Origin of the sequence: Arthrobacter sp. SLBN-112 (assembly GCF_030944625.1) — a bacterium.
Classification (GTDB): Bacteria; Actinomycetota; Actinomycetes; order Actinomycetales; family Micrococcaceae; genus Arthrobacter.
The window spans coordinates 2,796,291-2,820,897 of sequence record NZ_JAUSXY010000001.1; the positions used below are offsets into that span (position 1 = coordinate 2,796,291).

General features: G+C 67.3%; 28 protein-coding genes and 1 riboswitch. Of the genes, 14 read left to right on the forward strand and 14 right to left on the reverse strand.

Translation table 11 applies throughout. The annotated features are described in order from the left end of the window. Positions 1–16: 16 nt before the first annotated feature. The 8 genes from QF050_RS13130 to QF050_RS13165 form a co-directional block, all read right to left on the reverse strand. A complete protein-coding gene (locus tag QF050_RS13130; protein WP_308930805.1) occupies positions 17–337 on the reverse strand; it encodes a DUF3040 domain-containing protein in 321 nt (106 codons plus the stop codon). A 40-nt stretch (positions 338–377) separates the two neighbouring features. Continuing rightward, complete coding sequence (locus tag QF050_RS13135) at positions 378–635, reverse strand: hypothetical protein (RefSeq protein WP_308930806.1); 258 nt, start codon at positions 633–635, stop codon at positions 378–380. Between the two features lie 164 nt (positions 636–799). Continuing rightward, a complete protein-coding gene (locus QF050_RS13140) occupies positions 800–3,571 on the reverse strand; it encodes an HAD-IC family P-type ATPase (protein ID WP_308930807.1) in 2,772 nt (923 codons plus the stop codon). Between the two features lie 19 nt (positions 3,572–3,590). Continuing rightward, a complete protein-coding gene (locus QF050_RS13145) occupies positions 3,591–4,571 on the reverse strand; it encodes a polysaccharide deacetylase family protein (protein ID WP_308930808.1) in 981 nt (326 codons plus the stop codon). A gap of 46 nt (positions 4,572–4,617) precedes the next feature. Beyond that, a complete protein-coding gene (locus QF050_RS13150) occupies positions 4,618–5,085 on the reverse strand; it encodes a universal stress protein (RefSeq protein WP_308930809.1) in 468 nt (155 codons plus the stop codon). 75 nt (positions 5,086–5,160) lie between these two features. Further along, complete coding sequence (locus QF050_RS13155) at positions 5,161–6,759, reverse strand: DUF4389 domain-containing protein (RefSeq protein WP_308930810.1); 1,599 nt, start codon at positions 6,757–6,759, stop codon at positions 5,161–5,163. A 62-nt stretch (positions 6,760–6,821) separates the two neighbouring features. Beyond that, positions 6,822–7,688, reverse strand: a complete 867-nt coding sequence (locus QF050_RS13160) for a universal stress protein (protein WP_308930811.1) — start codon at positions 7,686–7,688, stop codon at positions 6,822–6,824. 109 nt (positions 7,689–7,797) lie between these two features. After that, entirely contained in the window at positions 7,798–8,943 is a 1,146-nt protein-coding gene (locus QF050_RS13165) for an AI-2E family transporter (RefSeq protein ID WP_308930812.1), read from the reverse strand. Positions 8,944–9,126: 183 nt separating this feature from the next. On the opposite strand from QF050_RS13165, the gene QF050_RS13170 reads away from it, so the two are divergent. The 3 genes from QF050_RS13170 to QF050_RS13180 all read left to right on the forward strand — a co-directional run bounded on the left by QF050_RS13170 (position 9,127) and on the right by QF050_RS13180 (position 11,659). After that, positions 9,127–9,333 carry a hypothetical protein gene (locus tag QF050_RS13170; protein WP_308930813.1) on the forward strand — a complete coding sequence of 69 codons (207 nt, stop codon included), beginning with the start codon at positions 9,127–9,129 and terminating at the stop codon, positions 9,331–9,333. Positions 9,334–9,337: 4 nt separating this feature from the next. After that, positions 9,338–9,862 (forward strand): DUF664 domain-containing protein, encoded by a 525-nt coding sequence (locus QF050_RS13175; protein WP_308930814.1) that lies wholly within the window; start codon positions 9,338–9,340, stop codon positions 9,860–9,862. A 330-nt stretch (positions 9,863–10,192) separates the two neighbouring features. After that, entirely contained in the window at positions 10,193–11,659 is a 1,467-nt protein-coding gene (locus QF050_RS13180) for a protein adenylyltransferase SelO family protein (RefSeq protein ID WP_308930815.1), read from the forward strand. 100 nt (positions 11,660–11,759) lie between these two features. On the opposite strand, the gene QF050_RS13185 is transcribed toward QF050_RS13180, so the two are convergent. Beyond that, entirely contained in the window at positions 11,760–12,596 is an 837-nt protein-coding gene (locus QF050_RS13185) for a LysM peptidoglycan-binding domain-containing protein (RefSeq protein ID WP_308930816.1), read from the reverse strand. Positions 12,597–12,599: 3 nt separating this feature from the next. Then, positions 12,600–12,773, reverse strand: a riboswitch (cyclic di-AMP (ydaO/yuaA leader). Between the two features lie 254 nt (positions 12,774–13,027). On the opposite strand from QF050_RS13185, the gene QF050_RS13190 reads away from it, so the two are divergent. The 4 genes from QF050_RS13190 to QF050_RS13205 are packed head-to-tail and all read left to right on the forward strand — an operon-like array spanning position 13,028 to position 15,717. After that, complete coding sequence (locus QF050_RS13190; protein WP_308930817.1) at positions 13,028–14,341, forward strand: lytic transglycosylase domain-containing protein; 1,314 nt, start codon at positions 13,028–13,030, stop codon at positions 14,339–14,341. A 21-nt stretch (positions 14,342–14,362) separates the two neighbouring features. After that, positions 14,363–14,722 (forward strand): TraR/DksA C4-type zinc finger protein, encoded by a 360-nt coding sequence (locus tag QF050_RS13195; protein ID WP_308930818.1) that lies wholly within the window; start codon positions 14,363–14,365, stop codon positions 14,720–14,722. Further along, positions 14,719–15,246 carry a DNA alkylation repair protein gene (locus QF050_RS13200; RefSeq protein WP_308930819.1) on the forward strand — a complete coding sequence of 176 codons (528 nt, stop codon included), beginning with the start codon at positions 14,719–14,721 and terminating at the stop codon, positions 15,244–15,246. Before QF050_RS13195 ends, QF050_RS13200 begins: the two co-directional genes overlap by 4 nt. A gap of 24 nt (positions 15,247–15,270) precedes the next feature. Next, entirely contained in the window at positions 15,271–15,717 is a 447-nt protein-coding gene (locus tag QF050_RS13205) for a DUF1810 domain-containing protein (protein ID WP_308930820.1), read from the forward strand. Between the two features lie 31 nt (positions 15,718–15,748). On the opposite strand, the gene QF050_RS13210 is transcribed toward QF050_RS13205, so the two are convergent. Together QF050_RS13210 and QF050_RS13215 are read right to left on the reverse strand one after the other, a co-directional pair. Then, positions 15,749–16,642 (reverse strand): glucose 1-dehydrogenase, encoded by an 894-nt coding sequence (locus QF050_RS13210; protein ID WP_308930821.1) that lies wholly within the window; start codon positions 16,640–16,642, stop codon positions 15,749–15,751. 143 nt (positions 16,643–16,785) lie between these two features. Then, positions 16,786–17,289, reverse strand: coding sequence for a metallophosphoesterase (locus QF050_RS13215; protein WP_308930822.1), 504 nt, complete (start codon positions 17,287–17,289; stop codon positions 16,786–16,788). 73 nt (positions 17,290–17,362) lie between these two features. On the opposite strand from QF050_RS13215, the gene QF050_RS13220 reads away from it, so the two are divergent. Continuing rightward, positions 17,363–17,554, forward strand: coding sequence for a DUF1918 domain-containing protein (locus QF050_RS13220; RefSeq protein ID WP_308932170.1), 192 nt, complete (start codon positions 17,363–17,365; stop codon positions 17,552–17,554). 32 nt (positions 17,555–17,586) lie between these two features. Next, complete coding sequence (locus QF050_RS13225) at positions 17,587–18,102, forward strand: NUDIX hydrolase (protein WP_308930823.1); 516 nt, start codon at positions 17,587–17,589, stop codon at positions 18,100–18,102. 22 nt (positions 18,103–18,124) lie between these two features. Here QF050_RS13225 and QF050_RS13230 read toward each other — a convergent pair whose 3' ends face one another. Then, complete coding sequence (locus QF050_RS13230; RefSeq protein ID WP_308930824.1) at positions 18,125–18,802, reverse strand: endonuclease/exonuclease/phosphatase family protein; 678 nt, start codon at positions 18,800–18,802, stop codon at positions 18,125–18,127. Positions 18,803–18,959: 157 nt separating this feature from the next. Here QF050_RS13230 and QF050_RS13235 point away from each other — a divergent pair, with 157 nt between their 5' ends. The 4 genes from QF050_RS13235 to QF050_RS13250 all read left to right on the forward strand — a co-directional run bounded on the left by QF050_RS13235 (position 18,960) and on the right by QF050_RS13250 (position 22,949). After that, positions 18,960–19,763, forward strand: a complete 804-nt coding sequence (locus QF050_RS13235) for a thioesterase family protein (protein WP_308930825.1) — start codon at positions 18,960–18,962, stop codon at positions 19,761–19,763. Between the two features lie 107 nt (positions 19,764–19,870). Next, entirely contained in the window at positions 19,871–20,413 is a 543-nt protein-coding gene (locus tag QF050_RS13240) for a PadR family transcriptional regulator (RefSeq protein ID WP_308930826.1), read from the forward strand. 5 nt (positions 20,414–20,418) lie between these two features. Next, on the forward strand, positions 20,419–22,122 hold the full coding sequence (locus tag QF050_RS13245; protein ID WP_308930827.1) for an AarF/UbiB family protein: 1,704 nt from the start codon (positions 20,419–20,421) through the stop codon (positions 22,120–22,122). A 77-nt stretch (positions 22,123–22,199) separates the two neighbouring features. Continuing rightward, positions 22,200–22,949 (forward strand): lipoate--protein ligase family protein, encoded by a 750-nt coding sequence (locus QF050_RS13250; protein ID WP_308930828.1) that lies wholly within the window; start codon positions 22,200–22,202, stop codon positions 22,947–22,949. 43 nt (positions 22,950–22,992) lie between these two features. On the opposite strand, the gene QF050_RS13255 is transcribed toward QF050_RS13250, so the two are convergent. Continuing rightward, positions 22,993–23,250 carry a mycoredoxin gene (locus QF050_RS13255; RefSeq protein WP_308930829.1) on the reverse strand — a complete coding sequence of 86 codons (258 nt, stop codon included), beginning with the start codon at positions 23,248–23,250 and terminating at the stop codon, positions 22,993–22,995. Between the two features lie 149 nt (positions 23,251–23,399). Between QF050_RS13255 and QF050_RS13260 the strand changes: the two genes are divergently transcribed. Then, a complete protein-coding gene (locus tag QF050_RS13260; protein ID WP_374121525.1) occupies positions 23,400–24,146 on the forward strand; it encodes an SOS response-associated peptidase in 747 nt (248 codons plus the stop codon). 26 nt (positions 24,147–24,172) lie between these two features. On the opposite strand, the gene QF050_RS13265 is transcribed toward QF050_RS13260, so the two are convergent. Then, the gene (locus tag QF050_RS13265; RefSeq protein ID WP_308930831.1) at positions 24,173–24,595 is read right to left on the reverse strand and encodes a VOC family protein; all 423 of its coding nucleotides are present in this window, start codon (positions 24,593–24,595) and stop codon (positions 24,173–24,175) included. Positions 24,596–24,607 lie beyond the last annotated feature (12 nt).

Genomic DNA, 24,607 nt, shown 5'->3' on the forward strand with positions numbered 1-24,607 from the left:
GCTGTCGTCATCCGTCCTATTCGCTGGTGGTGCCTTCCACCGGGGTTACGTGCGGGGCTGACTTGCGCAGGGTCCAGCGCAGGTCCTTGAGGGCCCAGTAGCCGGCGCCGTTCATCACCGTGAAGCCGGCAATACCAATGGTGGGGGCGTGGACCACCAAGCCAAGCAGGAGGATGCAGACCCCTACCGCGAAAAGTACCAATGCGCGCCTGAAACTGGTCCGGCGGGAGCGGGCGAAGGCATCGTGATCGAGCAGGACCGCGAGCCTGGGGTCATCCTGTTCAAGGCCGTGGCCGATCAGTTCGAGTTCCCTTTTCTCGAATTCGGAAAGTGGCACAATTGGCTCCCGATGTCCGTTTCCTGCCGGAGACATTGGCTCAGCTGCCCGGGTGGCCGCGCAGGACGGCCAGCCTGTTCTGGTACTCCGCAACATCGATCTCCCCGCGGGCGAAACGCTCCGCGAGCAGGTCCTCCGCGATCCGCGGGGACGGCGGCTGTGGATTATGCGGGGAGGGGGCCCGCAACGAGCGGGCCAGCAGGACAATGCCGGTGATGATCGCTCCCCAGACCACCACCATGCTGATGCTCATCAGGGCATAGCCCCACAGGCCCATGCCGTCGTTCCAGCCGTACACTTCCCCGACCTCCGATTCACAGAAGGCCGCCGCCAACCGGATGCCTTCCCTTCCAGTATTGGATTGCGCGGGGATCCCAGGCAGAGCCATTGGTCCCGTTCCGGCCGGCACCGGAGCCGGTCCGGGCGGATCCGCCGCCGCGCCTGGGCCAGCGGGGCAGGGACCTAGAAACCCCGACGTCGCAGGCGTTTGTCGACGGCGACCGCCAGGGAAGCGAGCAGGGCCAGGCCGAAGATCCGCAGCCAGGCGTCCAGGCTGATGGGGGCGGTATGGAAGAGCTCGTTCATCACGGGAACGTAGGTGAGGGCCAGTTGTCCGGCGGACTGGACGCCCACGCCGAGGAGGAGCCAGGGGTTGCCGAACGGCCTCATTCGCCACACCGGCCGGGTCAGGGACCGGCAGCTGAAGAGGTAGAAGACCTCAACGGCCACGAAGAGATTCACCGCAGACGTCCGGGCCTGGGCAACCGATGCGCCCACGGTGAGTTCATGCTCAAAGAGCCACCAGGCGCCCGCGACCAAAAGGGCTGAGACGAGCATGACCCGCACGGTGAGGGCCCAGGTCAGAATCGGACGGTCCGGTGCCCTCGGGGGACGGGTCATCAGTCCTGGTTCCTTCGGTTCGAAGGCGAGCATCAGGCCAAGGGCAACAGCTGTGGTCATGTTGATCCACAGGATCTGGGTGGGGAGGATAGGGAGGGTGCCGCCCACCAGGATGGCCGCCAAGATCACCAGCCCCTCGGCCATGTTGGTCGGCAGGGTCCAGACGATGAACTTGGTCAGGTTGTCGAAAACGTTCCGTCCCTCTTCAACGGCAGCCTCGATGGTGGCAAAGTCGTCATCGGTCAGGACAATGTCCGAGGCCTCCTTGGCCACCTCGGTTCCGCTGCGTCCCATTGAAATGCCCACGTTGGCCTGGCGGAGGGCGGGCGCATCGTTGACGCCGTCCCCGGTCATGGCGGCCACTTGGCCTCGGGACTGGAGGGCCCGAATCAGGCGGAGCTTCTGTTCCGGGGAGACCCGGGCGAACACCGTGGCCTGTTCCACTGCATAGGGCAGCCGGTCGGCTGGAATGGCGTCCAGTTCCGCGCCGGTGAGTGCCGTTCCGGGGCCTGCATCGGCGATCAGCCCCACTGCCGCGGCGACGGTCAGGGCGGTCCGGACATGGTCGCCGGTGATCATTTTGACGGCCACGCCGGCGCGTCGGCACGCCAGGACTGATGCCGCAGCCGCGTCCCGCGGCGGATCGTGCATTGCCTGGAGCCCGGTCAAGGTCGCCCGGCCCCGCAGCTCCGTGGCGGCACTGGCGCCTGTGCCGGCCGGGAGGCGCATCATGGCCGTCGCCAGCACCCGCAGCCCGCTGTCCGCAAGTGCATGTGCAGCACTGAACACGGCTTGTTTTCGGAGTGGCTTGACGTCGCCGTGCATGTCCATCTCGCCGCCGCAGAGTTCGAGGACCCGTTCCACGGCGCCCTTGACGAACACGAATCCCGGGCCGTCGGGATGCGTGGAGCGATGCATTGTGGCCATGAACTGCCGCTCCGAGGTGAACGCCAGCTCCGCCTCCCGAGGACAGCCGGCGAGGAATTCGCCGACCTTGATGCCACCCTTCCCGGCGGCCACCAGCATCGCAGCCTCGGTGGGATCTCCGCGCACCTGCCAGGTTGTTCCCTCGCGGCGGACGGCGGCGTCGTTGCATGCGGCCCCGGCCAGGAGGCACCACCGCAGGGCTTCGTCCCGGATGCCGTCGTGTACCACCGTGGCCGGAGGTTGCGCTGCACCGCCGGCGTGCCGTACACCTGACGGGATGATGTGTCCCTCCGGACCATAGCCGGTACCTGTCACGTCATACCTGCCGGCGGGAGTCCAGAGAACGCGGACGGTCATCTGGTTTTCGGTGAAGGTTCCCGTCTTGTCCGAACAGATCACGGTGGTGCTGCCCAATGTCTCCACGACCGGAAGCCGGCGGACCACGGCGCGGCGCCGCGCCATCCGGCGGACACCGATGGCGAGGGTCACCGTCACGGCGGCGGGCAGGCCTTCCGGGATGGCTCCCACAGCCAGGGCGACGGCGGCGGTGAACATTTGTCCCGGCTGTTCACCGTGGGCCACGCCGGCAAGGAAGGCCACCGCCGCCAAGGCAAGGATGGCCGCAGTGAGCGTTGCGCTGAATCGTGCCAGCTTGCGCGTCAGCGGTGTGGGCTCGGGCCGGACGGCGCCGATGAGCCGGTGGATTTCGCCGAGTTCGGTTTCGCCGCCGATCGCGACGACGATCCCTGCCCCGGTGCCGGCGGTCACCAGGGTGCCGCTGTACAGCATGTTCCTCCTGTCGGCCACGGGCGTGGCCCGGGGGAGCACCACCTCGTCCTTGGTCACGGGTTCGGACTCGCCGGTCAGGGCGGATTCGTCCACCCGCATGGCTGACAAGCGGACCAGGCGCAGGTCGGCGGGCACCTTGTCGCCCGTTTCCAAAAGCACCAGGTCGCCGGGCACCAGGTCCTCGGAGGGAACGCGCAACCTCTGGCCGCGTCGCAAGACTGCCGCGTGGGTGCGGACCATCGAATGAAGGGCATCCAGGGCCGACTCCGCCCGTACCTCCTGGATGAAACCGATCAGCGTATTGACCAGGACCACGGCAAGGATCACCCCGGAGTCCAGGAACCCGCCAAGGAAGGCGGTTACCGCGGCGGACGCCAGCAGGACGTATACCAGCGGGTTGTTGAACTGGCGCCCGAGCTTGGTGGCAATACCCCGGCTCCGTCCCCGGGGAAGCGCGTTGGCGCCGAACTGGGCCCGCCGGCGTGCCACTTCGTTTGGGTCCAGGCCTATGGTGGTGTCCGTGCCAAGCAGCAGCACCACCTCGTGGACGGGCAGTCCATGATGTGCAGGGCCGGGGGTGCGTGCCGGCGAGGTCCGTGCCGGGTTCCTCTTCGCCATGGATGGGCCGGGCCTGAGGCTAACGCCCCAGAACGGCATCGAGGGTGATGAACCCGTACCCTGCAGCCCTGAGGCGGTCGATGACCTGTGGCAGGGCGTCGGCGTCGAGCGTGGTGCCGTCGTCGGGGTTCGAACCGATGTGCATCAGGACGATTTCCCCGGGCTGCAGCCCCGCCTGGACACGATCAACCACCGCCTGGACGCTGGCGCCCCCACTGGTGCCCTTCCAGCCCAGGGTGTCCACCGTCCATCGAACGGCCACATAGCCCAGGGAGTTGACGGCCGCGATGGTCCGCGCGTCGCGTTCGCCATAAGGGAACCGGAACAGTGGCCTGGGGTCTGCTCCTTCCGCCAGGATGGTCTGTTCCGCGCCACGCACCTGTTGGACGATCGCGTCGTCAGGCAGTCCGGTAAACCCGGGGTGCGTCATGGAATGGTTTGCCACCCGGTGCCCGGCCGCGGCAATCTGCGCCACTCCTTGCGGATTGTTGGCGGCCCAGTTGCCGGTCAGGAAGAAGGTGCCGGCAACGCCCTTGGCGGCGAGGGTGGACAGGATCTTTGGCAGACCTGCCGCGTTGGCTCCCGCATCAAAGGTCAGTGCTACGGTGCGGCCGGCCCCTGGAACGACAGTAACGTCCTGGCCGCGGAGGGATTCGGGAAACGGCGCCGGCGGCGGGGGAGCAGCCGGTTCCTCGGGTACATCGGAGGGCGCGGGCCCGGCGGCCGAGGGCACCGTGACCGGCGGCTCCACAGGGACTTCGCCCGCTTCGGGCGTGTCCGTCTCCCTTGGCAGTGACGTTTCGGGGGCGGCATCCACGCTTGCGGACGCGGACTGGGTGGGCTGTGCGGAGGGCGGTGCGGCCGAGGGAGCCGCAGGGGTCGCCGGCGGCGGGCTGCCAGCCGGCGCCGTGCGAAAGAGGACCACGACGACGGCGAGGACCACCAAGGCGCCGGCGATCGCCAGGGCGAGCGCCCGTCGTCGTACTTCATTCACCGGCACTTGCCGTCACCCGCCCCGGACGCTGATGTTCTTTGGCGCCGTCTGTTCAGGAGGCCTGGGAATCGCCGGAGCCGGTCTCCGGGGTGTGCACCACCAGCACCGGGCAGTGGGCGTGGGCGACGACGGCGGAGCTCACCGAGCCCAGCAGCAAGCCGCCGAATCCGCCGTGCCCGCGGCGCCCCACCACGATCATGTCGGCGTCGCGGCTGGCGTCGATCAGCGCCTCCCGCGGATGGCTCCGGACCAGGGTCGAGGTGACGTTCGACGGCGTTTCGGCGCCGAAGGCCTGCGTCACCGCCTCGTCCAGGACTGCTTTGGCGCCTTCCTCGAAGCCCTCGACGCCCATCATCACGTAGCCGGTATACACCTGGGGGTAGTCCCAGCAAGCTATTGCCTGAACCTTGGCGCCCAAGGGAATGGCCATCCGTTGGGCCTGCCGGAGGGCCTCCACGGACGCCTCAGATCCATCGACGCCCACCACAATGCTGGCTATTGGTGCCCCGGCAACGCTCATGTCTGCTCCCTCATCGGACCCGTACGGTCACGCCCATCATCGTCTTACCCCGGGACCGGGAGGTAGGGGCGAAGGTCACTGCGCCGGCCCCGTCGCCTGCGGCCCAACCGCCGGCGGCCGCCCGGCCCCAACGGGCGGAAGACCTGCCGGGGGAGTCGCCGGGGCCAACCCGGGCTCGCCGGCGCCTTGGTCCAGCCGGAACGGCGGGTATTCGTCCCGCATCAGTGAGGTGTACACCAGGACGCGGTAGATCCAGCGGTCCACGCCGAGGATGAGGTCGAACAGCGGGCGCTGGTAGCGGCCGGTGAACAACAGGATGACCGCCGCAATCAACACCAGCAGGCCCAGAAGGGACAGGCCCGACCCGCCTTCGTAGGTGCTGCCGATGACGTTGTCCTCTGCCCGCCACCTCCACACGGTTCCTGTGGTTCCCGCGAACGCCGCCACCAGGAGGAGGTGCGGGATGGCCAGGAGCCACCATTTCACCAGGACCAGGCCGCGCGACAGCCGCTCAGGGTAGTCCACATCGAAGTCGGCAGGATAGTTGGTGCGCCTCAGCGTGAAAGGCGGGTAGAGATCGGTTCCGACGGCGGCGTAGGCGTAGAAGGCCACCCGCCAGTTCCACCGCATCACGCCGACGTTGAAGTCGAACAGCGCCCGCGGGTACCGGCCGGTGAACAGGATGGCGAATCCGGCCACGATCGTGGTGATCACGAAAGCGAACCAGAGGAAGAAAAGCAGGATGAAGTGCGGAATCGCCAGGAACCACTTGACCAGCCACAACCAGCGCGAAAGTCCCGGGTCAAGTTCGCCGACGAGCCTGGCCGGGTACCTTGTCGGAGGAACCGGTACCGGCGCGACGGGCTGGGGCGCGGCAAATGCCCCCGATTGCGCCGGGCCTCCAGGCTGGGCCGGTCCGGCCGGGTAGCCGGGCCCGGCCATGGCCATCGCCGGTCCGGCAGTTGCCGGCGCGCCCATTTCGGGCCCACCCCTCGGGGGTACGGAATGCCGGCCAAGTCCTGCCGCGCCGAAAATGATCAGGGGTATCCCTATCAGCAGGGCGATGATCCCGGCCACCAGCAGGCCCGTTGCTGCCGGACGGAAGAGGTCTGAGTGGAAGCCCGCCTGGAGCTGGACGTCCACGCCGGATGAAGCGTCAGCGTTCATCACCACGATTTCCCAGGTTCCTGGGGCCAGGTTCCACGTGAGCTCCTGCTCGCCGGAGCCCGACACCGAGGCACTCCAGATGCCTTGGTCTGCCGGCGGTGCGGCAGGACTGTTCCCGGGAACGTCGCGGTAATCGGCCCGGAAAGGCCGCTGGTAGACGTTGAGGAGTTCGGAGTGGTGCACGCCGGCCAGGTACTTTTCGACGTCGGCCTGCGGGCCGATGCCGATGAAGACCGCTTTGCCGGGTGTCACGGATTCAGCCCGCAGCCGCACCCTGCCAATGTCAAAGGGAAGCCGGCCGGGCACTTCCTGGCCCATGGTGTCGGTGCGTGGGGAGGTCAGGGCGAATGAGTTCACGGAAAAGCGTGACGTACCGGAGGTGAGGTATCCGTCTCCCTGGATCGACCCCACAGCGGAAGCCACGGCGCCTCCCGCCAGCGCCGCAAGGCCCGGGAGGGTCAGTAGGATCCCAAGGATCAGCATGATGATTGCGGCGGGTTTTTTCATGACGCCGGACCTTCCAGGTGGGGAAATGGACAGGTTGGGAAGACGGCCTGCGGGCTCTGCGGCTAGATGGTGTCCTTCACGGCCTGGGTCCGGGTAATGATCGTGGGGCACGGAAGGTGCTTCAGCACGCCATGGGCGGTTGAACCCAGCAGCAGGCGTTTGAAGGCGCCCCGCCCGCGGCTGCCCACCACCAGGAGGCGGGCCCCCGCGGCGGCATCCACGAGGGCGTCCACCGGGCCGCGGTCGGATACAAGGCGCTGCTGCACCGTCAGGTCCGGGTAGTCTTCCTTGAGCCCGGCAACGGTCTCGGAGAGGACGATGCGTTCTTCATCGACGATGAGGTCTGCGAGGGCGGCGGGTGTCAGGCCGGCATCGATGACCGGGTCCGGGACATTGACGGCGTAGACGACCGTGAGTTCGTCACCGTTGCGGTCTGCTTCGGCCGCAGCGAATGCGACGGCCTGGGTCGATTCCGCGGATCCATCCACGCCAACCACCACACCGGTCCTGCCTTCAAGGTCCTGGGTTCCGATGACGGCGACCGGAACCTTGGCGGCGGTGGCAACCTGGAGTGCGCGGTCGGCCAGGGCGCCGCCAAGGTGCCCGCTGCCGGAGCCGATGACCATCATGGAGGTCTTCTTGGAATATTTGGCCAAGGCCCCGCCCACGCTTCCGGTGAGCATTTCCGTGGCGGGGGTCACCGGCACGGACCCTTCGAGGCGTCCGGCGGCGGTCTTGAGGAGTTCCTCGCCGGCCTGCTGGAGGGTTCCGAACCAAGGGTACGGTTCCGCGATCCATCGGTCATCCACCACGTGGACGATCACCAGTGGCAGGTTGGCGCGATGGGCACGGCGGGCTGCCCACAAGACAGCGGCCTGGCTTTGTGCTGAATCGTTGGTGCCCACGGCGATTGGTTTCTGTGATGACATGGCCGCACTTCCTGCTTGTCGTGAAGGGTCTTCCTGCCCTTCAAGACTGGCCCCCGCCCCATCGGCACTCTAGGGCCGAAAGTCACCGAAGCCGGTGCGCGGGGGGACCTTAAGTCGCGGGCCCGGACGGAGTGGGAGGTTCCCCCGCTGTTGCTTCCCGTTCGGCGACGGTCTTGTAGATGGTCCATCCGACGGCGGCCAGCGGGACGGCGAGCAGGGCCCCGACCACCCCGGCCAAGGTTGCCCCGGCCGTCAACGCCAGGATGATGACCAGCCCGTGGATCCGCAGGACGCGGCCCATGAAGACAGGCTGGAGGATGTGGTGTTCGAACTGGTTTGCGGCCACCAGGATGACCAGCACGATGAGTGCGGGAACCGGTCCGTTTTCCACGAGCGCAACAAGCACGGCGAGGCTGCCGGCGGTGGTTGCCCCGATGATCGGAATGAACCCGCCCAGGAAGACCACGGCTGCCAGCGGGACGGCCAGCGGGACCCGGAGGATCAGCAGCCCCACCAGGACCAGGACTGCATCGATCGCGGCAATGACCAGGGTGCCCCGGACGTAGCCGCCGAGTACCAGGAGGCTGCGTTCTGCCGCCAGCTGTGCCCTTCCTTGGTGGTTCCCGGGAAGGAACCCGATAACGAACATCCGGATTTTCTCGCCATCCTTGAGGAAGAAGAACAGGATGACAGCCGTCAGGACCGTGCCGGCGGCAATCTCCCCGGCGGTCCTGAGCCCGGTCAGCGCATCGGCTCCCAGGGTTCCCCCGGCGAGGAACTTCTGGAATTCGCTGCGGGCCGCGTCAATCTGCGCATTGGTCAGCGCGACGGGTCCGGTGGTGATGAATTGCTGCAGCTGGCCAATCCCCGCCTCGGCCCGGGCTGCCAGCACCGAGGCCTGCTGCCGGACCAGCGCAATGATGCCGCCCACCACCCCGGCAGCCACGGCGATGATCACCAGGAAGGAAGACAGCACTGCAAGGGCCCGGGGGAACCCCCGTGCGGCGAGCCACCGCACTGCAGGAGCCATTGCCGAGGCCAGGATCAAGGCCACCAGGACCGGGATGGTTACCAGCGGAACCCGGGTGGCGGCCACCACCACCACCCAGGCAAGCGCCAGCAGCGAGAGCGTCTGGACCGCCCGGATGCTCGCCCGGCCCAAGCTGTCAGCCCACAGCGCTGACATCCGCGCAGCGAAGGACGGCTGCCAGGACGGTTCTGCCCCACGCCCGTCCGGGGATACATTGCGTTCCATGGGTTCTCCTTGCCTGCCGTCAAACTCCGGCCCACGAAATGGTGCACCTTTAGATACCTTGTACCCCACGGCCGCGGAAAGCCGTAACAGGCGTGGGTGTCGGATGTGCCGGCTGTTCACAGGCGCCACGGTTACTCAGTACGCTTACTATTGTCCGCCGCGGTCAACGAGAAAGGCATCATCATGACTGAACAGAATGTTCCCGACAATGAACTGGAAGTTGTGCAGGAAGAGGACATACTTCTCGACCAGACTCCCGGCGCCGGGCCGTCCCTGGAGTTGGACCCGGTAAAGGGAGAACCGGACAACTACCCCGGAGCTGCCGAGAACAATCCTGACCGCTGGCAGGAGGACCCCTTGCTGCAGGACGAAGCTTCAACCGGGGAGTAGGGCAATGCAATCCAAAGAACTGCTGCTCGAGGCCTTTGACCGCCTCCCGGGCCTGGTCCGGCAGGTGCTCGACGGGCTCGATGGGGAACGCCTTCAGCACCGTCCTTCCGGTCGTGGCAATTCAATTGCCTGGCTGGTGTGGCACCTGGGCCGGGTGGAGGATGCGCAGGTCGCCTCCGCTTGGGAGTTGGAGCAGGTCTGGACGTCGGAAGGCTTCGTATCCCGCTTTGGCCTGTCACTCGCGGACAATGACACGGGCTACGGCCACTCCAGCGGGCAGGTGGATGCCGTCATGGCCCCCCGTGAACTCCTGCTGGAGTACTACGAAGCCGTCCACCGCCAGACTGCCAGGGTCCTCGTTGGCCTGGACGACCCGGATCTGGACCGGGTGGTGGACAAGCGCTGGGATCCGCCGGTAACCCTGGGGGTACGGCTGGTCAGCATCCTTGCGGACTGCCTCCAGCACGCCGGCCAGGCCGCCTACGCCAAGGGGCTGCACGGCGCGGGAGCAGACGCCGGCAGTGCGTGAACTCGTGGTGCTGGGCCCCGTGTCCCAGGTTCCCACCCGGATCTGCCTCACGCACGTGCACGGGGATCAGGCTACCGGCTCACCGAGCCTGACGGGCGCACCTTCGCGCCGGACCGGCTGCGGGCGGCGGGAATCGAAGGGCCGGATGTCGGCCGACTGCTGCGCGAGGGCAGCGTCGGTTCGGCCGCGCTTGGGGCGATGAGCGTTCCCAGGCCCGGGCCCCGGAAGCCGTGGTCATCGCAGCCCGGGACCTGCAGCGGATTGCCGTTCCCCGCAGGCGGAAAGACGCGCGGCAGGCGCCAGGCGGCACCACGGAGATAGGGTTAACCCATGACGGCAGCAGCTGAATCCACGGTCACCTTTGATGGCCGCTTCGCCCGTGAACTGGCGGAACTCGCTGTTCCCTGGCAGGCCGAGGAAGCGCCAGGCCCCGAACTCCTGGTCCTGAACGAACAGCTCGCAGCAGACCTGGGCCTTGACCCGCAATACCTCCGGAGTCCCGAAGGGGTGCGCCTCCTCGTGGGCAACCACGTTCCCGCCGGTGCCACCCCGGTGGCGCAGGCGTACGCTGGTCACCAATTCGGCGGGTACTCGCCACTGCTCGGCGACGGACGCGCGCTCCTGCTGGGGGAAGTCACGGACCGCACCGGACGCCTGCTGGACGTCCATCTCAAAGGCTCAGGGCGCACCCCCTTCGCCCGCGCCGGGGACGGCCGGGCGGTGGTCGGGCCCATGCTGCGCGAGTACCTTGTCAGCGAAGCCATGCACGCCTTGGGCATACCCACCACCCGCTCGCTCGCCGTCGTGGCAACGGGGCGGCAGGTCCGGCGTGAGGGCATGCTGCCCGGTGCTGTCCTGGCGCGGGTGGCCCGGAGCCACCTGAGGGTTGGGAGTTTCCAGTACGCCCGGGCCACGGAAAACATGGACCTCCTGAAGCGGTTGGCGGACCACGCCATCAGCAGGCACTATCCGCTGGCCGCCGAAGCCCCAAACCCCTACCTGGCACTGTTCTCGTCCGTCGTCTCCGCACAGGCCAGCCTGGTGGCCCGGTGGATGCTGGTGGGATTCGTGCACGGGGTCATGAATACGGACAACATGACCATCTCGGGGGAAACCATCGACTACGGCCCGTGCGCTTTCCTGGACGCCTTCAATCCCGCGGCCGTCTACAGTTCCATCGACGTCAGTGGACGCTACGCCTACGCCAACCAGCCGGTCCTTGCTGAATGGAACCTTGCCCGTCTTGCCGAGGCGATGCTCCCGCTCATCGACGAGGACCAGGAGAAGGCCGTTGCTCCCGCGGTGGAGGTGCTCGGCGGATTCCGTGGACAGTACAGCGAGGCGTGGACCGGTGGCATGAAATCCAAACTGGGCCTTGCCGGCGGCAACGGAAGCGACGACGCCGCGTCAGGCGTTGTCGATGATGCGGTGGCCATCCTCAAAGACGGCCCAGTGGATTACACGCTGTTCTTCCGAAACCTCGGCAAGGCCGCCCGCGGCGACCTGCGCCCCGTGCGCGGGATGGTGCTGGACTTAGCCGGTTTCGACGCCTGGGCTGAGCGGTGGCTGGCACTGCAACCCGATGCGGGGCTGATGGACAACGTCAACCCGGCGTACATTCCGCGGAACCACCTGGTGGAAGAAGCCCTCGCCGCCGGCACGGAAGGAGACTTGGCCCCGCTGCACCGCCTGCTCGAGGCCGTCACCGATCCTTTCACCGAGCGGGCCGGGATGGAGCGCTACATGGAAGGGGCCCCGGAGGGCTTCGGCTCGTACACGACCTTCTGCGGGACCTGATCCGCCACGGAATGAGGCCCGCAGCAGGACGACAGGAGGGCGGCAGCCGGAAACCCGGCTGCCGCCCTCCTGTCAGAAGCCGGCTTCGCTGTGCGAAGGCTTAGGCTACGCGGACCACTGAGTAGCCGCTGAGCCAGCTGATGGAGTGCACCTGCGTGGTGTACCCGTTGACGCCGCCGCTCACAACCTGGCCGTTGCCGGCGTACACACCCACGTGGCCCGAGGTGATAATCAGGTCCCCGGGTGCCGGGCTGCCGACCACGCTGCCGTACTGGAAGAACTGGGTGGGCGCCAGATCGCCGACACTCTTGCCCACCGAACGCAGGGCCTTCTCAACCATGGCAGTGCAGTCCTGGCTCACACCGATCTGGCTGTAGGCGGACGCCAGGATGGCGGCCCCGGTCCCGGTGCCGGTGGTGGAAGCCACCGGAGTAGCGGAAGCGTAGGACATGTTCATGCCGGTGTTTGCCGGTGCGGTGGCAGCTGCCGCCTGGACTGGCGCCGCTGCAGGGGCCGGAGCCGGTGCTGCCACGTAGCCTGCACCGGGAATCCGGATCTGGTCGCCGGGGTAGATGATGGACGACAGGCCCAAGCCGTTGGCGGCCAGGACGTCGTTCAGGCTGACCCCGTACGCTGCCGAAATCGCGCCCAGGGTATCCCCGGAAACGACGGTGTGCACGGTTGCTGCCGCGCCAGCCGGAGCAACTGCCGGCGCTGCGGTGGCCTGGACATTAGTTTGCTCCGTGGTGTCCGCGCCAGTCACGCCCGCGTGGGCCGGGGCGCCGACCCCGAAGGCAATGCCGGACGCGGCCGCAACCGCGAGGGCCGGACGGCCCAGCGAACGGGCCTGCGACTTGGCGGTCAGGGCGAGGCCCTCGAGCGCAATGGAACGGGCCGGAGTCGCGCGGTGGCGGGCAGTGGTGAGATTTTTTGACACGGTAGATCGCCTCTCCCATGCCTGCGGGGTGAGCTGTCGGGTTCGGGTTGGAGATACCCGGCCGAACACATCTCCGCGGTGGGCGGAGGAGCTGTCCGACTTAACCCCAAGACCTCAAAAGGTCGTGGAAACTTGGTTCCCCCGTCCCTGCCAGCATGAAAGCGGTTGAATCCCGGTATCAGCGGCAGGGCTCGGCAAACTGATGGGAATGTCCCGTTTTGGGAGGGACACCAGAAGACCATAACCCGCGGACGCCCCAATTGTCACGTTTAGGTAACATACGAGCTTTGTCTCTCGTATTCTGCAAACGATTGGATGTGGCCCTTCCGCCCGGCATCGACCGGAGATTGATCCGGTGGCGGCCCCTCCGGGTAACAAAGCGGGCACGGCCGTCTTTCCGCCCCGGCGTGTCGCCGGTATGCTTCGGGACTATGCCCCTGTTCGTGACCATGCCCAAGTCCCCGCTGATGGGGGGATTGCTCGCCATCGCGGTGGCAGCGGCCACGGTGCTGCCTGCCTCCGCGGACGAGCCTCCACCGCCCGGTGGATACCCGTCCTGGGCTGACGTGCAGCAGGCGCAGTCTTCCGAGGCGGCGAAAGCGGCGGAGATCACCACCATCAACGGGCTGCTGAGCGGCCTCCAAGCCCAATCGGAAGCGGCCGGTGACACTGCCGTCCGGGCAGCCGCGGACTATGCCGCGGCCGACGCCGAGCTTCAGGCGGCGTCAACGCGGCTGGACGCATTGTCCGCCCAAGCCGCCCGCGCCAACGACGAACTGGCCAAGTATCGCAAGGAGATCGGTGCCCTTGCCGTCCAGTCGTACAAGACGGGCGGGACCAATACAGGGTTCTTCGTGGCCCTGGATGCCCTGCAGAACAACAGCGTCCAGGGGCTCAACCTCGTCCAACTGGTGGGCGACAAGACGGCGGCTTTGGTGGACAAAGCTGCGGCCGCCGGCAAAGTTGCCGCGTCACTGGCGGAACAGGAAAAAGCGGCCCGCAGTGAGCGCGAACGCCTGTCCGGGGAAGCAAAAGCCAAACTGGACGCGGCCCGCTCCGCCCAGGACACGCTCGCCCGGCAGGTCAGTGACGAACAGCAGCACAGCAGCGAACTGACCGCCCAGCTGGCCTCGCTGAAGGGAACGACGGCGGCCCTCGAAGGAGAGTACCGACAGGGCCAGGCGGCGCTGGCTGCCTATGAAGCAGCCCAGGAAGCCAAGCGGGCCGCCGCGGCGGAACAGGCCCGCCAGCAGGCTGAAGCCGCAGCGCAGGCAGCCGCGGCCGCAGCCCGGCAGCCCAAACCCGCGCCCGCCGCTCCGGCCGGCAACGCGGCAAACCCCGCCCCGCCGGCCGACCCGGTTCCCGGCAGTCCGCCGCAGCCGGCCGTGCCAAGCCCGCCGCCCGTCGTCGTTCCCTCCGTCCCCGGCGGTGCCGTCAATGATCCGGCCGGTGCCAAGGCCTATGCCTCCGGGCGCCTGGGTGCCTTCGGCTGGGGCCCGGACCAGTTCCAGTGCCTGGCCCAGCTGTGGACCAAAGAATCCAGCTGGCTGACCACCGCCACCAACGCCTCCTCCGGTGCTTACGGCATAGCCCAGGCGCTGCCGCCCGGCAAGTACGCCAGCGCCGGAAGCGACTGGCTGACCAGCTACCGGACGCAGATCGAGTGGGGGCTCGGCTACATCAGCGACCGCTACGGCTCCCCGTGCGGCGCCTGGAGCCATTCGGTAGCCCTGAACTGGTACTGACTGACGCGCTAGGCTTTCCGCATGCCAGATTTCGAACGGTTCAGGATGCTGCTCGAAGACGAACGGGCCCGGCGGTTGGCACTGTTGCCGGCGCTGCGGGCCGATATCGACGCGGCCAACTCGGCGCGCCAAAACTCCAACGTCGACGACGAGCACGATCCCGAAGGCGCCACGATCGCCTTCGAACTCTCGCAGGCCTCGGTACTGTTGAAGCAAAGTTCAGCCGGGCTGGACCAGGTGGAGGCAGCCCTGGCCCGCCTGGCCAACGGTACCTATGGAACCTGCGCCGTCTGCGGCGAGCCCATCTCGGACGGCAGGCTCGAAGCGCGGCCGTGGACCCCATTTTGCATCCGGCATGCGTCCGCGGGGCGGGGGCGATGACCGAAATGACCGACGTCGCCGCGGCTGCTGACTTCATCGACCGGACCCTCCGGAACGAGGGGGCCTGGTACCGGGCCGACGAGGTGGGCAACCGGCTGGGCGGGGCACTGGCCTCCTACGGATCTTCGATCGGTGCAGTCCGCGGCACCGTCCGGGACGCCATCCGGAAGTTCAAGGACATGGGCCACGACGCCACGGTAATGCTGGCCTCCGCCCTGTGGGGCCAGCCGAAGCCCGGCTCACGGCCGGTCTTCGAACGCCGCCTGGCCGCCGTGGTACTGCTGCAAACGAACGTGCGGTTGCTGCGGCACTCGGACCTGACCCGGCTGGAGGGCTTCCTTCGCTCGGCCCAGGCGCCCGACCTGGCCGAGCCCCTGGTTTCTGACGTCCTGGTACCCCTGCTGGCCGGCCTGGGCGGCCGCGAACGCCAGCGGGCCTCCGCCGTCCTGTCGCGATGGCGCGAAGACCCGGACCCGCAGCTCCAAACCGCAGCAGGCCAACTGGAAAAAGAGTTGACGCCGTGAACCGCACCCCACAAGGAGACCCCCATGAGTGAACCTTTTGACCTGGAACGATTCGTCACCGCCCAAGAAAGCGGCGGCACCTATGGGCACGCGCTGGCCGAGCTGCAGCTCGGCAATAAGACCGGCCACTGGATGTGGTTCATTTTTCCCCAGATTGCCGGGCTGGGGCAGAGCACCACATCACGCAAGTACGCCATCTCGTCACTGGCTGAAGCCCGCGCCTACCTGGACCACCACGTCCTGGGTCCAAGGCTGCTCGAGTGCGCCCTGGCCTTGACCACCCATGCCGGCCGTTCGGCGTCGGACATCCTTGGCGGAATCGACGCGCAAAAGCTCCGCTCGTCCATGACACTGTTTCTCCGGGCCGCGCCCGGAGAAACAGTGTTCAAGACGGTCCTGGCCCAATATTTCGATGGCGAACCCGACACCGCCACCGATGACCTGCTGGCCGGCCAGGACGCGGCAGAATAACAGGGCACCCGCCGGGGGCCGTGGAAGGATGCTAGGGCGTGGGGCTGCCGCCGTTGACGTTCAGCGTTTCGCCCACCACGTAGCTTGACTCGGGTGAGGCCAGGAAGACGTAAGCGGGGGCCAGCTCAGCGGGCTGGCCGGCGCGGCCCAGGGGAGTGGACTGGCCGAACTCGGGCAGCGCCTCCTTGGGCTGGCCGCTGCTCACCTGCAGCGGGGTCCAGATGGGCCCTGGTGCCACCGCATTCACCCGGATGCCCTTGGGCGCAAGCTGTTGCGCCAGGCCCTTGGTGAAGTTGTTGATGCTGGCCTTGGTGGTGGCGTAGTCCACCAGGGTTGGCGACGGGTTGTAGGCCTGGATGGACGTGGTGTTGATGATGGTGGACCCGGCAGGCAGATGTGGCACGGCAGCCTTGGTCACCCAGAACATGGCGTAGACGTTGGTCTTCAGCGTGTGGTCGAACTGCTCGTCGGAAATGTCCTGCAGGTCTTCCTGGGCAACCTGTTTTCCTGCGTTGTTGACCAGGAGGTCCACCCCGCCCAGCACGGCCACGGCTGTGTCCACCAGTTCGCGGCACGCTGCGGAGTCCTTGAGGTCGCCCGGCACCTTGACCGCCTTGCGGCCTGCAGCCTCAATGATCCCGGCGATGCGCGAGGCGTCTTCCTCTTCCTGGGGCAGGTAGGAAAGCACGACGTCGGCGCCTTCCCTTGCAAAGGCGATGGCCGTTGCGGCGCCGATGCCGGAGTCGGCGCCGGTGACGATGGCCCGGCGGCCCTCCAGCCGGCCCGTGCCGCGGTAGGTTTCCTCGCCCAGGTCGGCCCTCGGCTCAAGCTCTGCGTCAAGGCCCGGCTCAGGCTGGTGCTGCTTGGGTGGGGAGATCTTTTCGTAGGCAGTCACGGGGTTGCGGAAGGTGTACTGGTCAGTCATGGTGGTCCTCCTGTTCGCGCGGGAAGCGGGCTGTTCTGTTGCCCGGGCTACGAAGCAGCCTGTCATTGCGGAAGGGCATTCGACAAAAACTAAGCTTGCTTATGGTTCCACCCTAGGCAATCGAAGCCGGCCTGCCAAGCGCGTCACCGCAGGACTTTCACCAGCCTGACCTCGGCAAGGCGGCCTGCGTCGAGCACCACCTCCATGTAGGTGCAGGCCGGTTGGCGTCGCCGGTCCGTGGGCGATCCGGGGTTCAGCAGCCGAAGGCCGCCCGGAGACACGGTGTCCCACGGGATATGGCTGTGGCCGAACACCAGGACATCGGCGTCGGGGTACAACGCTTCGCACCGAAGTTCGCGTCCATCGGCCTGGCCGGTCTCGTGGACCATCGCAAAGCGGACTCCGTCCAGGGTGGCAGTTGCCGTTTCGGGCAGGCGCCGGCGCAGCTCCGGGCCGTCGTTATTGCCATGGACGGCCAGCAGCCGCTTGCTCCGGCGTTCGAATTCGTCGAGCAGGGCCGCCTCCACCCAGTCGCCGGCGTGGAAAACCACGTCGGCGTTTTCGACGGCGGACCACACCTGTTCCGGCAGGTGCCTGGCGCGTTTGGGTATATGGGTATCGGCGAGCATGAGGAGGTTCAACGGCATACCGGAATCCTGCCATGCGGCCCTGTTCCGGCGTGTCCTCGCGTCGTACTCTGGGGGCGTGGAGGTGATTGCCATGGAGGCAGCCCAAGGTGACCGGATTGTGGTGCGCGGCAGGAACGTGGGGTCCGCGGACCGGCACGGGGTGGTCCTGGAGGTGCGCGGCCCGGGCGGCGGCCCGCCCTACCTGGTCCGGTTCGACGACGGCCACGAAACGGTCATGTATCCCGGCGGTGATTTCGCCGTCGAGCACGGGCAGGGCACCTGACGCCCGGCCGCTTCACCTGTCAAACTGGGGCAATGGATCATTACCCGCCCTCCAGCCTGTCGTCCACACCGCCGCCGCGGACCGGCCCCCGCGATCCCGGCGATGCCTGGGTGGAAGGCGACCGCGGCCGGTTCTGGGGCAGGTTTGGCGCCGCCGGCGTCCTGGCCTGGGATCCCGCCAGGGGAGTCCTCCTGCAGCACCGTGCCGTGTGGAGCCACAACGGCGGAACATGGGGCCTGCCCGGCGGGGCCCTCCATGAGGGCGAAGAGCCGGTCGACGGCGCGCTCCGGGAGGCCTATGAGGAGGCTTCCGTTCCGCGCGGGCACGTGGAAGTGCTCTTTACCTCCGTGCTGGACCATGGCTACTGGTCCTACACCACCGTGGTGGTCCGTGTCCGGGAATCCTTTGAACCGGTGATCAGCGATCCGGAAAGCATTGCCCTGCTGTGGATTCCGGTGGCCGAAGTCCACGGCATGGAGCTGCATCCGGGTTTCGCGGCGTCGTGGCCGGACCTGCTGGCACGGCTGGACGCCGGCGAATCCAGGTAGGCGGCAGCCGGGGCCGCCGGTCCTAGTAGCCCTCGCCGTACTCGGCGGTCACCAGGATGGGCAGATGGTCTGAATTGCCACGCGGAAGTGTTTCCACGCTGGCGATATCCAGGCCCAGGGAGGTGGCGAAGTCGAAATGGCCCTTGAACACCTTGTACCGGGTGTAGGTGCGCCGGTTGCTCAAGGACAGGGCGTACCCGGAGTTCTTCATGTGCAAGTCCAGGTTCTTGGTGAAGAACGGATAGTTGAAGTCGCCCACCATCAGCGTCATCAGGCCCCTGCCCATGCTTAGCAGTTCGGCGTGGGCCGCGTGGATCTGCTTTCGCCGCAATGAGTTCGACGCCGTCAGGGGTGCTGCGTGGAACGAGCCGATCACCAGCTCGTGTTCGGTCTCGTTGTCCATGACCCGCGTGCCGATCAGCCGCTCATGGGCCGGGGCAAGGACCCTGTCGTGCATGGACTTCTTCAAGGCGAAGGACTGCGTATCCAGCGCCGTGAACCTGCTGGTCCGGTAGTAAATGGCCAGGCCCAGCCTGTTGCCCTTGGTGGCATCCGCCAGATGGAGGGGCCCCAGGGTTTCCGGGAGGTCGCTGGAATCGACCTCCTGGAGGCACAGTGCATCGACGTCGTGATTCCGTGCCAGGGCGAGAAGTTCGCCGCTTGCAGCGTGCTTGCGGAGGTTGTAGCTGATGACGCGCATGAAACACCTCTTTTGAGGGTTGCTGACAGGACCAGTTCCTGAGTGTAGTCGGCTTGGCTGTCGTACCCGCCAACATTTCGTTGCCGTCCGCGTTGCGGCGCACTGACGGGCGATAGAGTTAGTGGCAATTCACTGAATTTTGCGTAAGGGGCCCGCTTTGACTGCAGACCTGCCCGAACTCGCCGAGGGCAACTTCTACTACCAGGAACTGGGCGGGGGCCGGTTCCGTTCAACCATCCATGCCCAGGGCGCCTGGAACGTCCATGAGCAGCACATGGCCCCGGCATCGGGCCTGATGGCAGACCTCCTGGAACGGCACCAGCCGCGCGAAGACATGCGGATGGCCCGGATCAGCTACGAGATCCTTGGGCTGATCCCCGGGGGCGACTTCCGGATCGACACCACCACCCTTCGGGCCGGCCGGACCATCGAACTGGTACAGGCCGAACTGGTTGCCGGCGGCCGCACAGCCATCCGCGCCACGGCGTGGCGCATGCTGACCAGCGATACCGGCGCGATAGCAGCGGTGGAGGACGCGGCAATACCAGGCCCGGACGAATGCAAGCCCTATGACGGCTCCGCCGTCTGGCCGGGAGGCTACATCCGTTCCCTTGAGATGCGGGTGGCCGAAGGGCACCGCCCCGGGGCCGGGAAGGTGTGGCTCCGCACCGGGTACCCCCTGACTGACCGCGCCGACAGCGGGGACCTGGCGCGACTGATGGGAATGGTGGACACCGCCAACGGCATCGCTGCCAGGGTCCCGCCGGGCAAGGACAGCTATGCCTTTCCCAACCTGGACCTGCAGATCCACATGTACCGCCGGCCGCAGGGGGAGTGGCTGGGGCTGGACAACGCGGTCTCCTTTGGCGCCGACGGCATCGGCCTCACGTCCACGGTGCTGCACGACCGGCAGGGCCCTTTCGGCCGGGCAGAACAGATCCTCACACTGCGCAGGACCTGAGTTCGCGGAAGTCCGTCCTGTCCTGAATGCCGGCCGGGCGCCTATGGTGCCTCAATGTATCGCTGAGTATCGTTGTGTATCGTTCGCGATTGACGAAGGAGTGCATCATGCGTGGTTCAAACCCTGCAGGCGGATTCGGCGGGAACAACCTGGACGGAATGTGGCAGGCGGTCGAGGAGCTTCGCTCCCGGTTCGAGAAACGGGCTGGAACCCGGGCCGGAAAAGGCGAGGTCCGGGCGGCGGTTCTTGCGCTGCTCGCAGAGCGGCCCATGCACGGCTACCAGATCATCCGCGAAATTGAGGAGCGCAGCGGCGGCAGCTGGAAGCCCAGCGCGGGCTCGGTCTACCCCACCTTGCAGCTGCTGGCCGATGAAGGGTCCATCAGAGCCGAGGAATCCAACAGCCGGAAAATCTACTCACTGACCGACGCCGGCCGCGAAGAGGCGGCGGACCACCACGGTTCCGCGCCGTGGGATCCGGCGGCACCCACCTCCGGAACCGGCATCGCATCCCTTCCGAAGGCGGGGATCGACCTGGCCCAGGCAGCAGCGCAGGTGGGCCGAACCGGTTCACCGGACCAGGTACAGCAGGCAGTGGCGGTGCTGGCCGAGGCCCGCCGGCGGCTCTACGCCATCCTCGCCCAGGACTGACGCGGGTGGCGTTGACCGTCCGGGCCCGGGCCGACCCGGCACCCCCTGTTCGCGAACACCGCGGCCGGTACCGGCGGATCCTTCGCTTCGCCGCCTGGCACCTCGCCACCACGTGGTGGTTCGAATTACTCCTGCCCAGGGTGGGGCTGGGCCGGATCTCCGCGCGGACGCGGTCCAACCGGATGCAGAACTTCGCACGCCGGTTCCACGACCTGGCCATCGACCTCGGCGGCCTGATGATCAAGGTGGGACAGTTCCTGTCGTCCCGGCTCGACGTCCTCCCCCCGGAAATCACCAAAGAACTCGAAGGGCTCCAGGACGAGGTCCCCCCGGTGGCCTTCCCGCGCATTGCCGCCCTGGCTGCACAGGAACTGGGGGCCCCCGTGGGCCAGGTCTTCGACACCGTGGACGAATCAGCGATTGCGGCCGCTTCCCTGGGCCAGGCCCACCGTGCCCGCCTGAACCCCATGGACGCCGAAGATACGGGACTCGACGCAGTGGTCCTGAAAGTGCAGCGTCCGGGCATCGGGGCGATCGTCGACGTCGACCTCGCCGCCCTGCGGAAGGTAGCCGGCTGGCTTAGCCATGTCCGGCTTGTCTCCCGTCGCGCGGACATGCCGGCGCTGGTGGAGGAATTTGCGGCAATCAGCCTGCAGGAGATCGACTACCTGCACGAGGCCGTCAACGCCGAACGCTTCGCCGCAGACTTTGCCGGCGATGACAGGGTGGCGGTACCGGAGGTGGTCTGGGAGCGGACCACGCGCCGTGTGCTCACCCTCGAGGACGTTACGGCCATCAAAATCACTGATGCGGGCGCGCTCCGGGCCGCCGGCATCGATCCCGCCTCGGTTGCCCCGGTCTTTGCGGCCATCATGTTCGACCAACTGTTCACCAACGGTTTCTTCCATGCGGACCCGCATCCGGGAAACATCTTCGTCACCCCGGTCCGTGAGGAGCCCGGCTGGAAGCTGACATTCATCGATTTCGGCATGATGGGCGAGGTCACGGCCTCCACGCGCAGCGGTTTGCGAAAGCTCCTGATCGCCGCAGCCGCCCGCGACGGCAAGGGACTTGTGGCGGCGATCAACGACGTCGGCGTCCTGATGCCGTCTGCGGACAGCGCGGGACTGGAGCGGGCGATGACACAGCTTTTTGCCCGCTTCGGCGGCATGGGCTTTGCCGAACTCCGCGAGGTGGACCCCCGCGAGTTCCGCGACTTTGCAGTGGAGTTCGGTGACGTTGTCCGGTCGCTGCCATTCCAGCTGCCGGAGAATTTCCTGTTGATCATCCGCGCCATGTCCCTGACGTCGGGGGTGTGCAGCGCCCTTGATGAACGCTTCAACCTCTGGGACTCCGTGGAACCCTACGCAGCGCAGCTGCTGCGGACCGAGCGCGGCAATGTGGTCCAGGACGTGGCCCTGCAGGCCCTCGATGCCGCCGGCACCGCCTTCCGCCTGCCCGGCAGGCTGGACGCCCTGGCCGGCCGGCTGGAGGAGGGGTCGCTGGAGGTCGCCGTCCCGCGGCTCGAACGGCAGGCAGCCCGGCTGGAAAGGGCTGCCCGGCGCTCTGGCTCGGCCCTGGTCTTCGGTGCGCTGCTGATCGCGGGCGCCATCGTCCGCGCCGACGACCTGGTCTTGGGCAACGTCCTGATGATCGCCTCATCCGTTCCGCTGCTGCACGCCCTCTGGGCGGGGCGCCGGGGCCGTTAAGGCCGGTGCCGTCGTCGGGCGTAACCTAATGGAGGCCTGTCCGCCGGCCGCCATCGACCCCAGGGAGTTCAGCAACAATGCACCATACCGGCACCCAGACCCGCCCGCTGACCGTGGTGCGGCAGGACGTATCCCTCGGCGCGGAACGGGACCTCGACTTCGGCCTGGAGTTGCTGGCCAGGGCCAGGGCCGGCAGCCTCGGCCCCACCCTTCGCCTGTACCGGCCCGCCCCCACCGTCGCCTTCGGGCAGCGTGACACCCGGCTGCCCGGATTCGAGGCGGCCGCCCGGGCCTGCCTGGACAACGGCTTCGAACCCTTGGTCCGGAGGGCAGGGGGACGCGCTGCCGCCTATCACCAGGGCACCCTGGTGGTGGACCACATCGAACCGGACGCCGACGCCGTTGCCGGGTCCAAAGCCCGGTTCGGCTACTTCGGTGAACTCTTTGCACAAGCCCTGCAGAACGTCGGGGTCCAGGCTGCGGTGGGGGAAATCCCCGGCGAATACTGCCCCGGCGAGTTCAGTGTCCACGGAACCGATGCGGCGGACAGCTCCCGCCGGGTGAAACTGGTGGGCACCGCCCAGCGGGTGGTTTCCGGTGGCTGGCTCTTCAGCTCAGTGATTGTGGTGGAGGATTCCGCCCCGATCCGCAAGGTACTCACGGACAGCTACGCCGCCCTCGGCCTCGACTGGAACCCGGCCACGGCCGGAGCGGCCAACGATCTGGTGCCCGGGCTGGATGTGGCGGCCGTGGAGCGGGCCCTCCTGGAAACGTATGCGGGCCACGCCACCCTGGAAACTGCTTCCTTCAGCAGCCTGGGGGCGTGACCCGCATCAGTTCTTCGGCGCGAAGCCGGAGGTCTCCAGCCGTTTAGGCAGCGAGCCTGCTCTGGACCTCGGCGGCCGACGGGTTGGTGGCAGCGGAGCCGTCCGGAAACAGGACCGTAGGCACGGTACGGTTGCCGCCGTTCAGCTGCTCCACGAGTTCGGCAGTGCCGTCAACTTCTTCGATGTTGATTTCCGTGTAGCCGATGCCCTTCGCGTCCAGCTGCTTCTTCAGCCGGTTGCAATAGCCGCACCAGGTGGTGGAAAACATGGTGATGGTGCCGGATTCGGGAGTGAAGTCCACGCGGATCTCCTAAACGTCGCTTGAAAGGTTTCCTTACCGTCAACGGTAGCGCGGCCCCCGGTATTCCCGGGCTTTCCGGAGCTGCGGGGCGCCTGGATGACAGTATGTGGCGCCGGTGGCATGCTGGTGCCATGTGTGGACGCTACGTAATGGCACGCGCCGTGGGGGACCTCCTGGCCGAGTTCGACGCCGAGCTGGAGGATGAGGTGAGCATTCCGCCGTCGTGGAATGTTGCGCCCACCGACGCCGTCCCCATCGTCCTGGAGAGGCTGGTGGATGATGACTCTGCAGGAGCCAGGCAGGTGCGCCAGTTGCATGTGGCCCGGTGGGGCCTGGTCCCTTCCTGGGCCAAGGATCCCGGAATCGGGTCGCGGATGATCAATGCCCGGAGCGAATCCGTGCTGGAGAAGCCGGCGTTCAGGAAGGCAGTGCAGTCGCGGCGCTGTGCCGTCCCCGCCGACGGCTATTACGAATGGAAGCAAGGCCCCGGCAAGTCCAAGCAGCCCTACTATGTGCACCCAGGGAAGGACCATGGGCTGGTTTTCGCCGGCCTGTATGAGTGGTGGAAGGACCCGTCGATTCCTGAAGGGGAACCGGGACGCTGGCTGCTGTCGACCTCCATCCTCACGGCTGACACACCACCGCCCGGGACTGAATCAACGATCTTCGGAAAGCTGACCGAGCTGCACGACCGCGTGCCGCTGCCCATGGACAAGGCCACCATGGAAGCGTGGCTGGACCCGCAGGCTGACGACGCCGCTGCCCTTGTGGACCTGGTGCGGTCCGGGGTCAAAGATGCTGCCGCCGACTGGCACGTGGAGTCCGTGGGCAAGGAAGTGGGCAACGTCCGCAACAACGGACCGGACTTGATCCGGCCGGTGGAGGCCCTGTTCTAGCAGCCCCGCAAGGGTGCGGAAGGCCATCACACGGTGACCGTGCCGGCATCGTCCACGGTCCACGTGGGGTTGTACGCCACTTCCCAGCGGAAGCCGTCCGGGTCCGCGAAGTACCCCGTATAGCCGCCCCAGGGCTGCGTGACGGGTTCGGCGATGATGACGGCGCCCGCAGCCGCGGCCTCTTCCATGACCCGGTCCACGTCCCCCGCGCTTCCCAGGTTGTGGCTCAGGGTGATACAGGGAACGCCGTCCGGCGGGCTGACGACTGCCTCCGCCTGCATCTGCCGGGCGTCCCAGAGGGAGAGCACCAGGCCGTGGTTCACCTGGATGAACAGCACCTCCCCGGCAACCTCGCGGTGGACCGGCCAGCCCAGGCCGTCGACATAGAAGGCCCGCGACCGGTCAACGCTGCTGACACCGAGGGAGATAAAGTCGACTCTTGGCTCCATGCTTCGATACTG

Excerpts from the sequence above, each read along its gene's own strand:
- QF050_RS13140 (WP_308930807.1), bottom strand. The coding sequence starts at position 3,571 with ATGGCGAAGAGGAACCCGGCACGGACCTCGCCGGCACGCACCCCCGGC.
- QF050_RS13150 (WP_308930809.1), bottom strand. The coding sequence starts at position 5,085 with ATGAGCGTTGCCGGGGCACCAATAGCCAGCATTGTGGTGGGCGTCGAT.
- QF050_RS13155 (WP_308930810.1), bottom strand. The coding sequence starts at position 6,759 with ATGAAAAAACCCGCCGCAATCATCATGCTGATCCTTGGGATCCTACTG.
- QF050_RS13160 (WP_308930811.1), bottom strand. The coding sequence starts at position 7,688 with ATGTCATCACAGAAACCAATCGCCGTGGGCACCAACGATTCAGCACAA.
- QF050_RS13165 (WP_308930812.1), bottom strand. The coding sequence starts at position 8,943 with ATGGAACGCAATGTATCCCCGGACGGGCGTGGGGCAGAACCGTCCTGG.
- QF050_RS13170 (WP_308930813.1), top strand. The coding sequence starts at position 9,127 with ATGACTGAACAGAATGTTCCCGACAATGAACTGGAAGTTGTGCAGGAA.
- QF050_RS13175 (WP_308930814.1), top strand. The coding sequence starts at position 9,338 with ATGCAATCCAAAGAACTGCTGCTCGAGGCCTTTGACCGCCTCCCGGGC.
- QF050_RS13180 (WP_308930815.1), top strand. The coding sequence starts at position 10,193 with ATGACGGCAGCAGCTGAATCCACGGTCACCTTTGATGGCCGCTTCGCC.
- QF050_RS13190 (WP_308930817.1), top strand. The coding sequence starts at position 13,028 with ATGCCCCTGTTCGTGACCATGCCCAAGTCCCCGCTGATGGGGGGATTG.
- QF050_RS13195 (WP_308930818.1), top strand. The coding sequence starts at position 14,363 with ATGCCAGATTTCGAACGGTTCAGGATGCTGCTCGAAGACGAACGGGCC.
- QF050_RS13200 (WP_308930819.1), top strand. The coding sequence starts at position 14,719 with ATGACCGAAATGACCGACGTCGCCGCGGCTGCTGACTTCATCGACCGG.
- QF050_RS13205 (WP_308930820.1), top strand. The coding sequence starts at position 15,271 with ATGAGTGAACCTTTTGACCTGGAACGATTCGTCACCGCCCAAGAAAGC.
- QF050_RS13210 (WP_308930821.1), bottom strand. The coding sequence starts at position 16,642 with ATGACTGACCAGTACACCTTCCGCAACCCCGTGACTGCCTACGAAAAG.
- QF050_RS13215 (WP_308930822.1), bottom strand. The coding sequence starts at position 17,289 with ATGCCGTTGAACCTCCTCATGCTCGCCGATACCCATATACCCAAACGC.
- QF050_RS13220 (WP_308932170.1), top strand. The coding sequence starts at position 17,363 with ATGGAGGCAGCCCAAGGTGACCGGATTGTGGTGCGCGGCAGGAACGTG.
- QF050_RS13225 (WP_308930823.1), top strand. The coding sequence starts at position 17,587 with ATGGATCATTACCCGCCCTCCAGCCTGTCGTCCACACCGCCGCCGCGG.
- QF050_RS13230 (WP_308930824.1), bottom strand. The coding sequence starts at position 18,802 with ATGCGCGTCATCAGCTACAACCTCCGCAAGCACGCTGCAAGCGGCGAA.
- QF050_RS13240 (WP_308930826.1), top strand. The coding sequence starts at position 19,871 with ATGCGTGGTTCAAACCCTGCAGGCGGATTCGGCGGGAACAACCTGGAC.
- QF050_RS13250 (WP_308930828.1), top strand. The coding sequence starts at position 22,200 with ATGCACCATACCGGCACCCAGACCCGCCCGCTGACCGTGGTGCGGCAG.
- QF050_RS13260 (WP_374121525.1), top strand. The coding sequence starts at position 23,400 with ATGGCACGCGCCGTGGGGGACCTCCTGGCCGAGTTCGACGCCGAGCTG.
- QF050_RS13265 (WP_308930831.1), bottom strand. The coding sequence starts at position 24,595 with ATGGAGCCAAGAGTCGACTTTATCTCCCTCGGTGTCAGCAGCGTTGAC.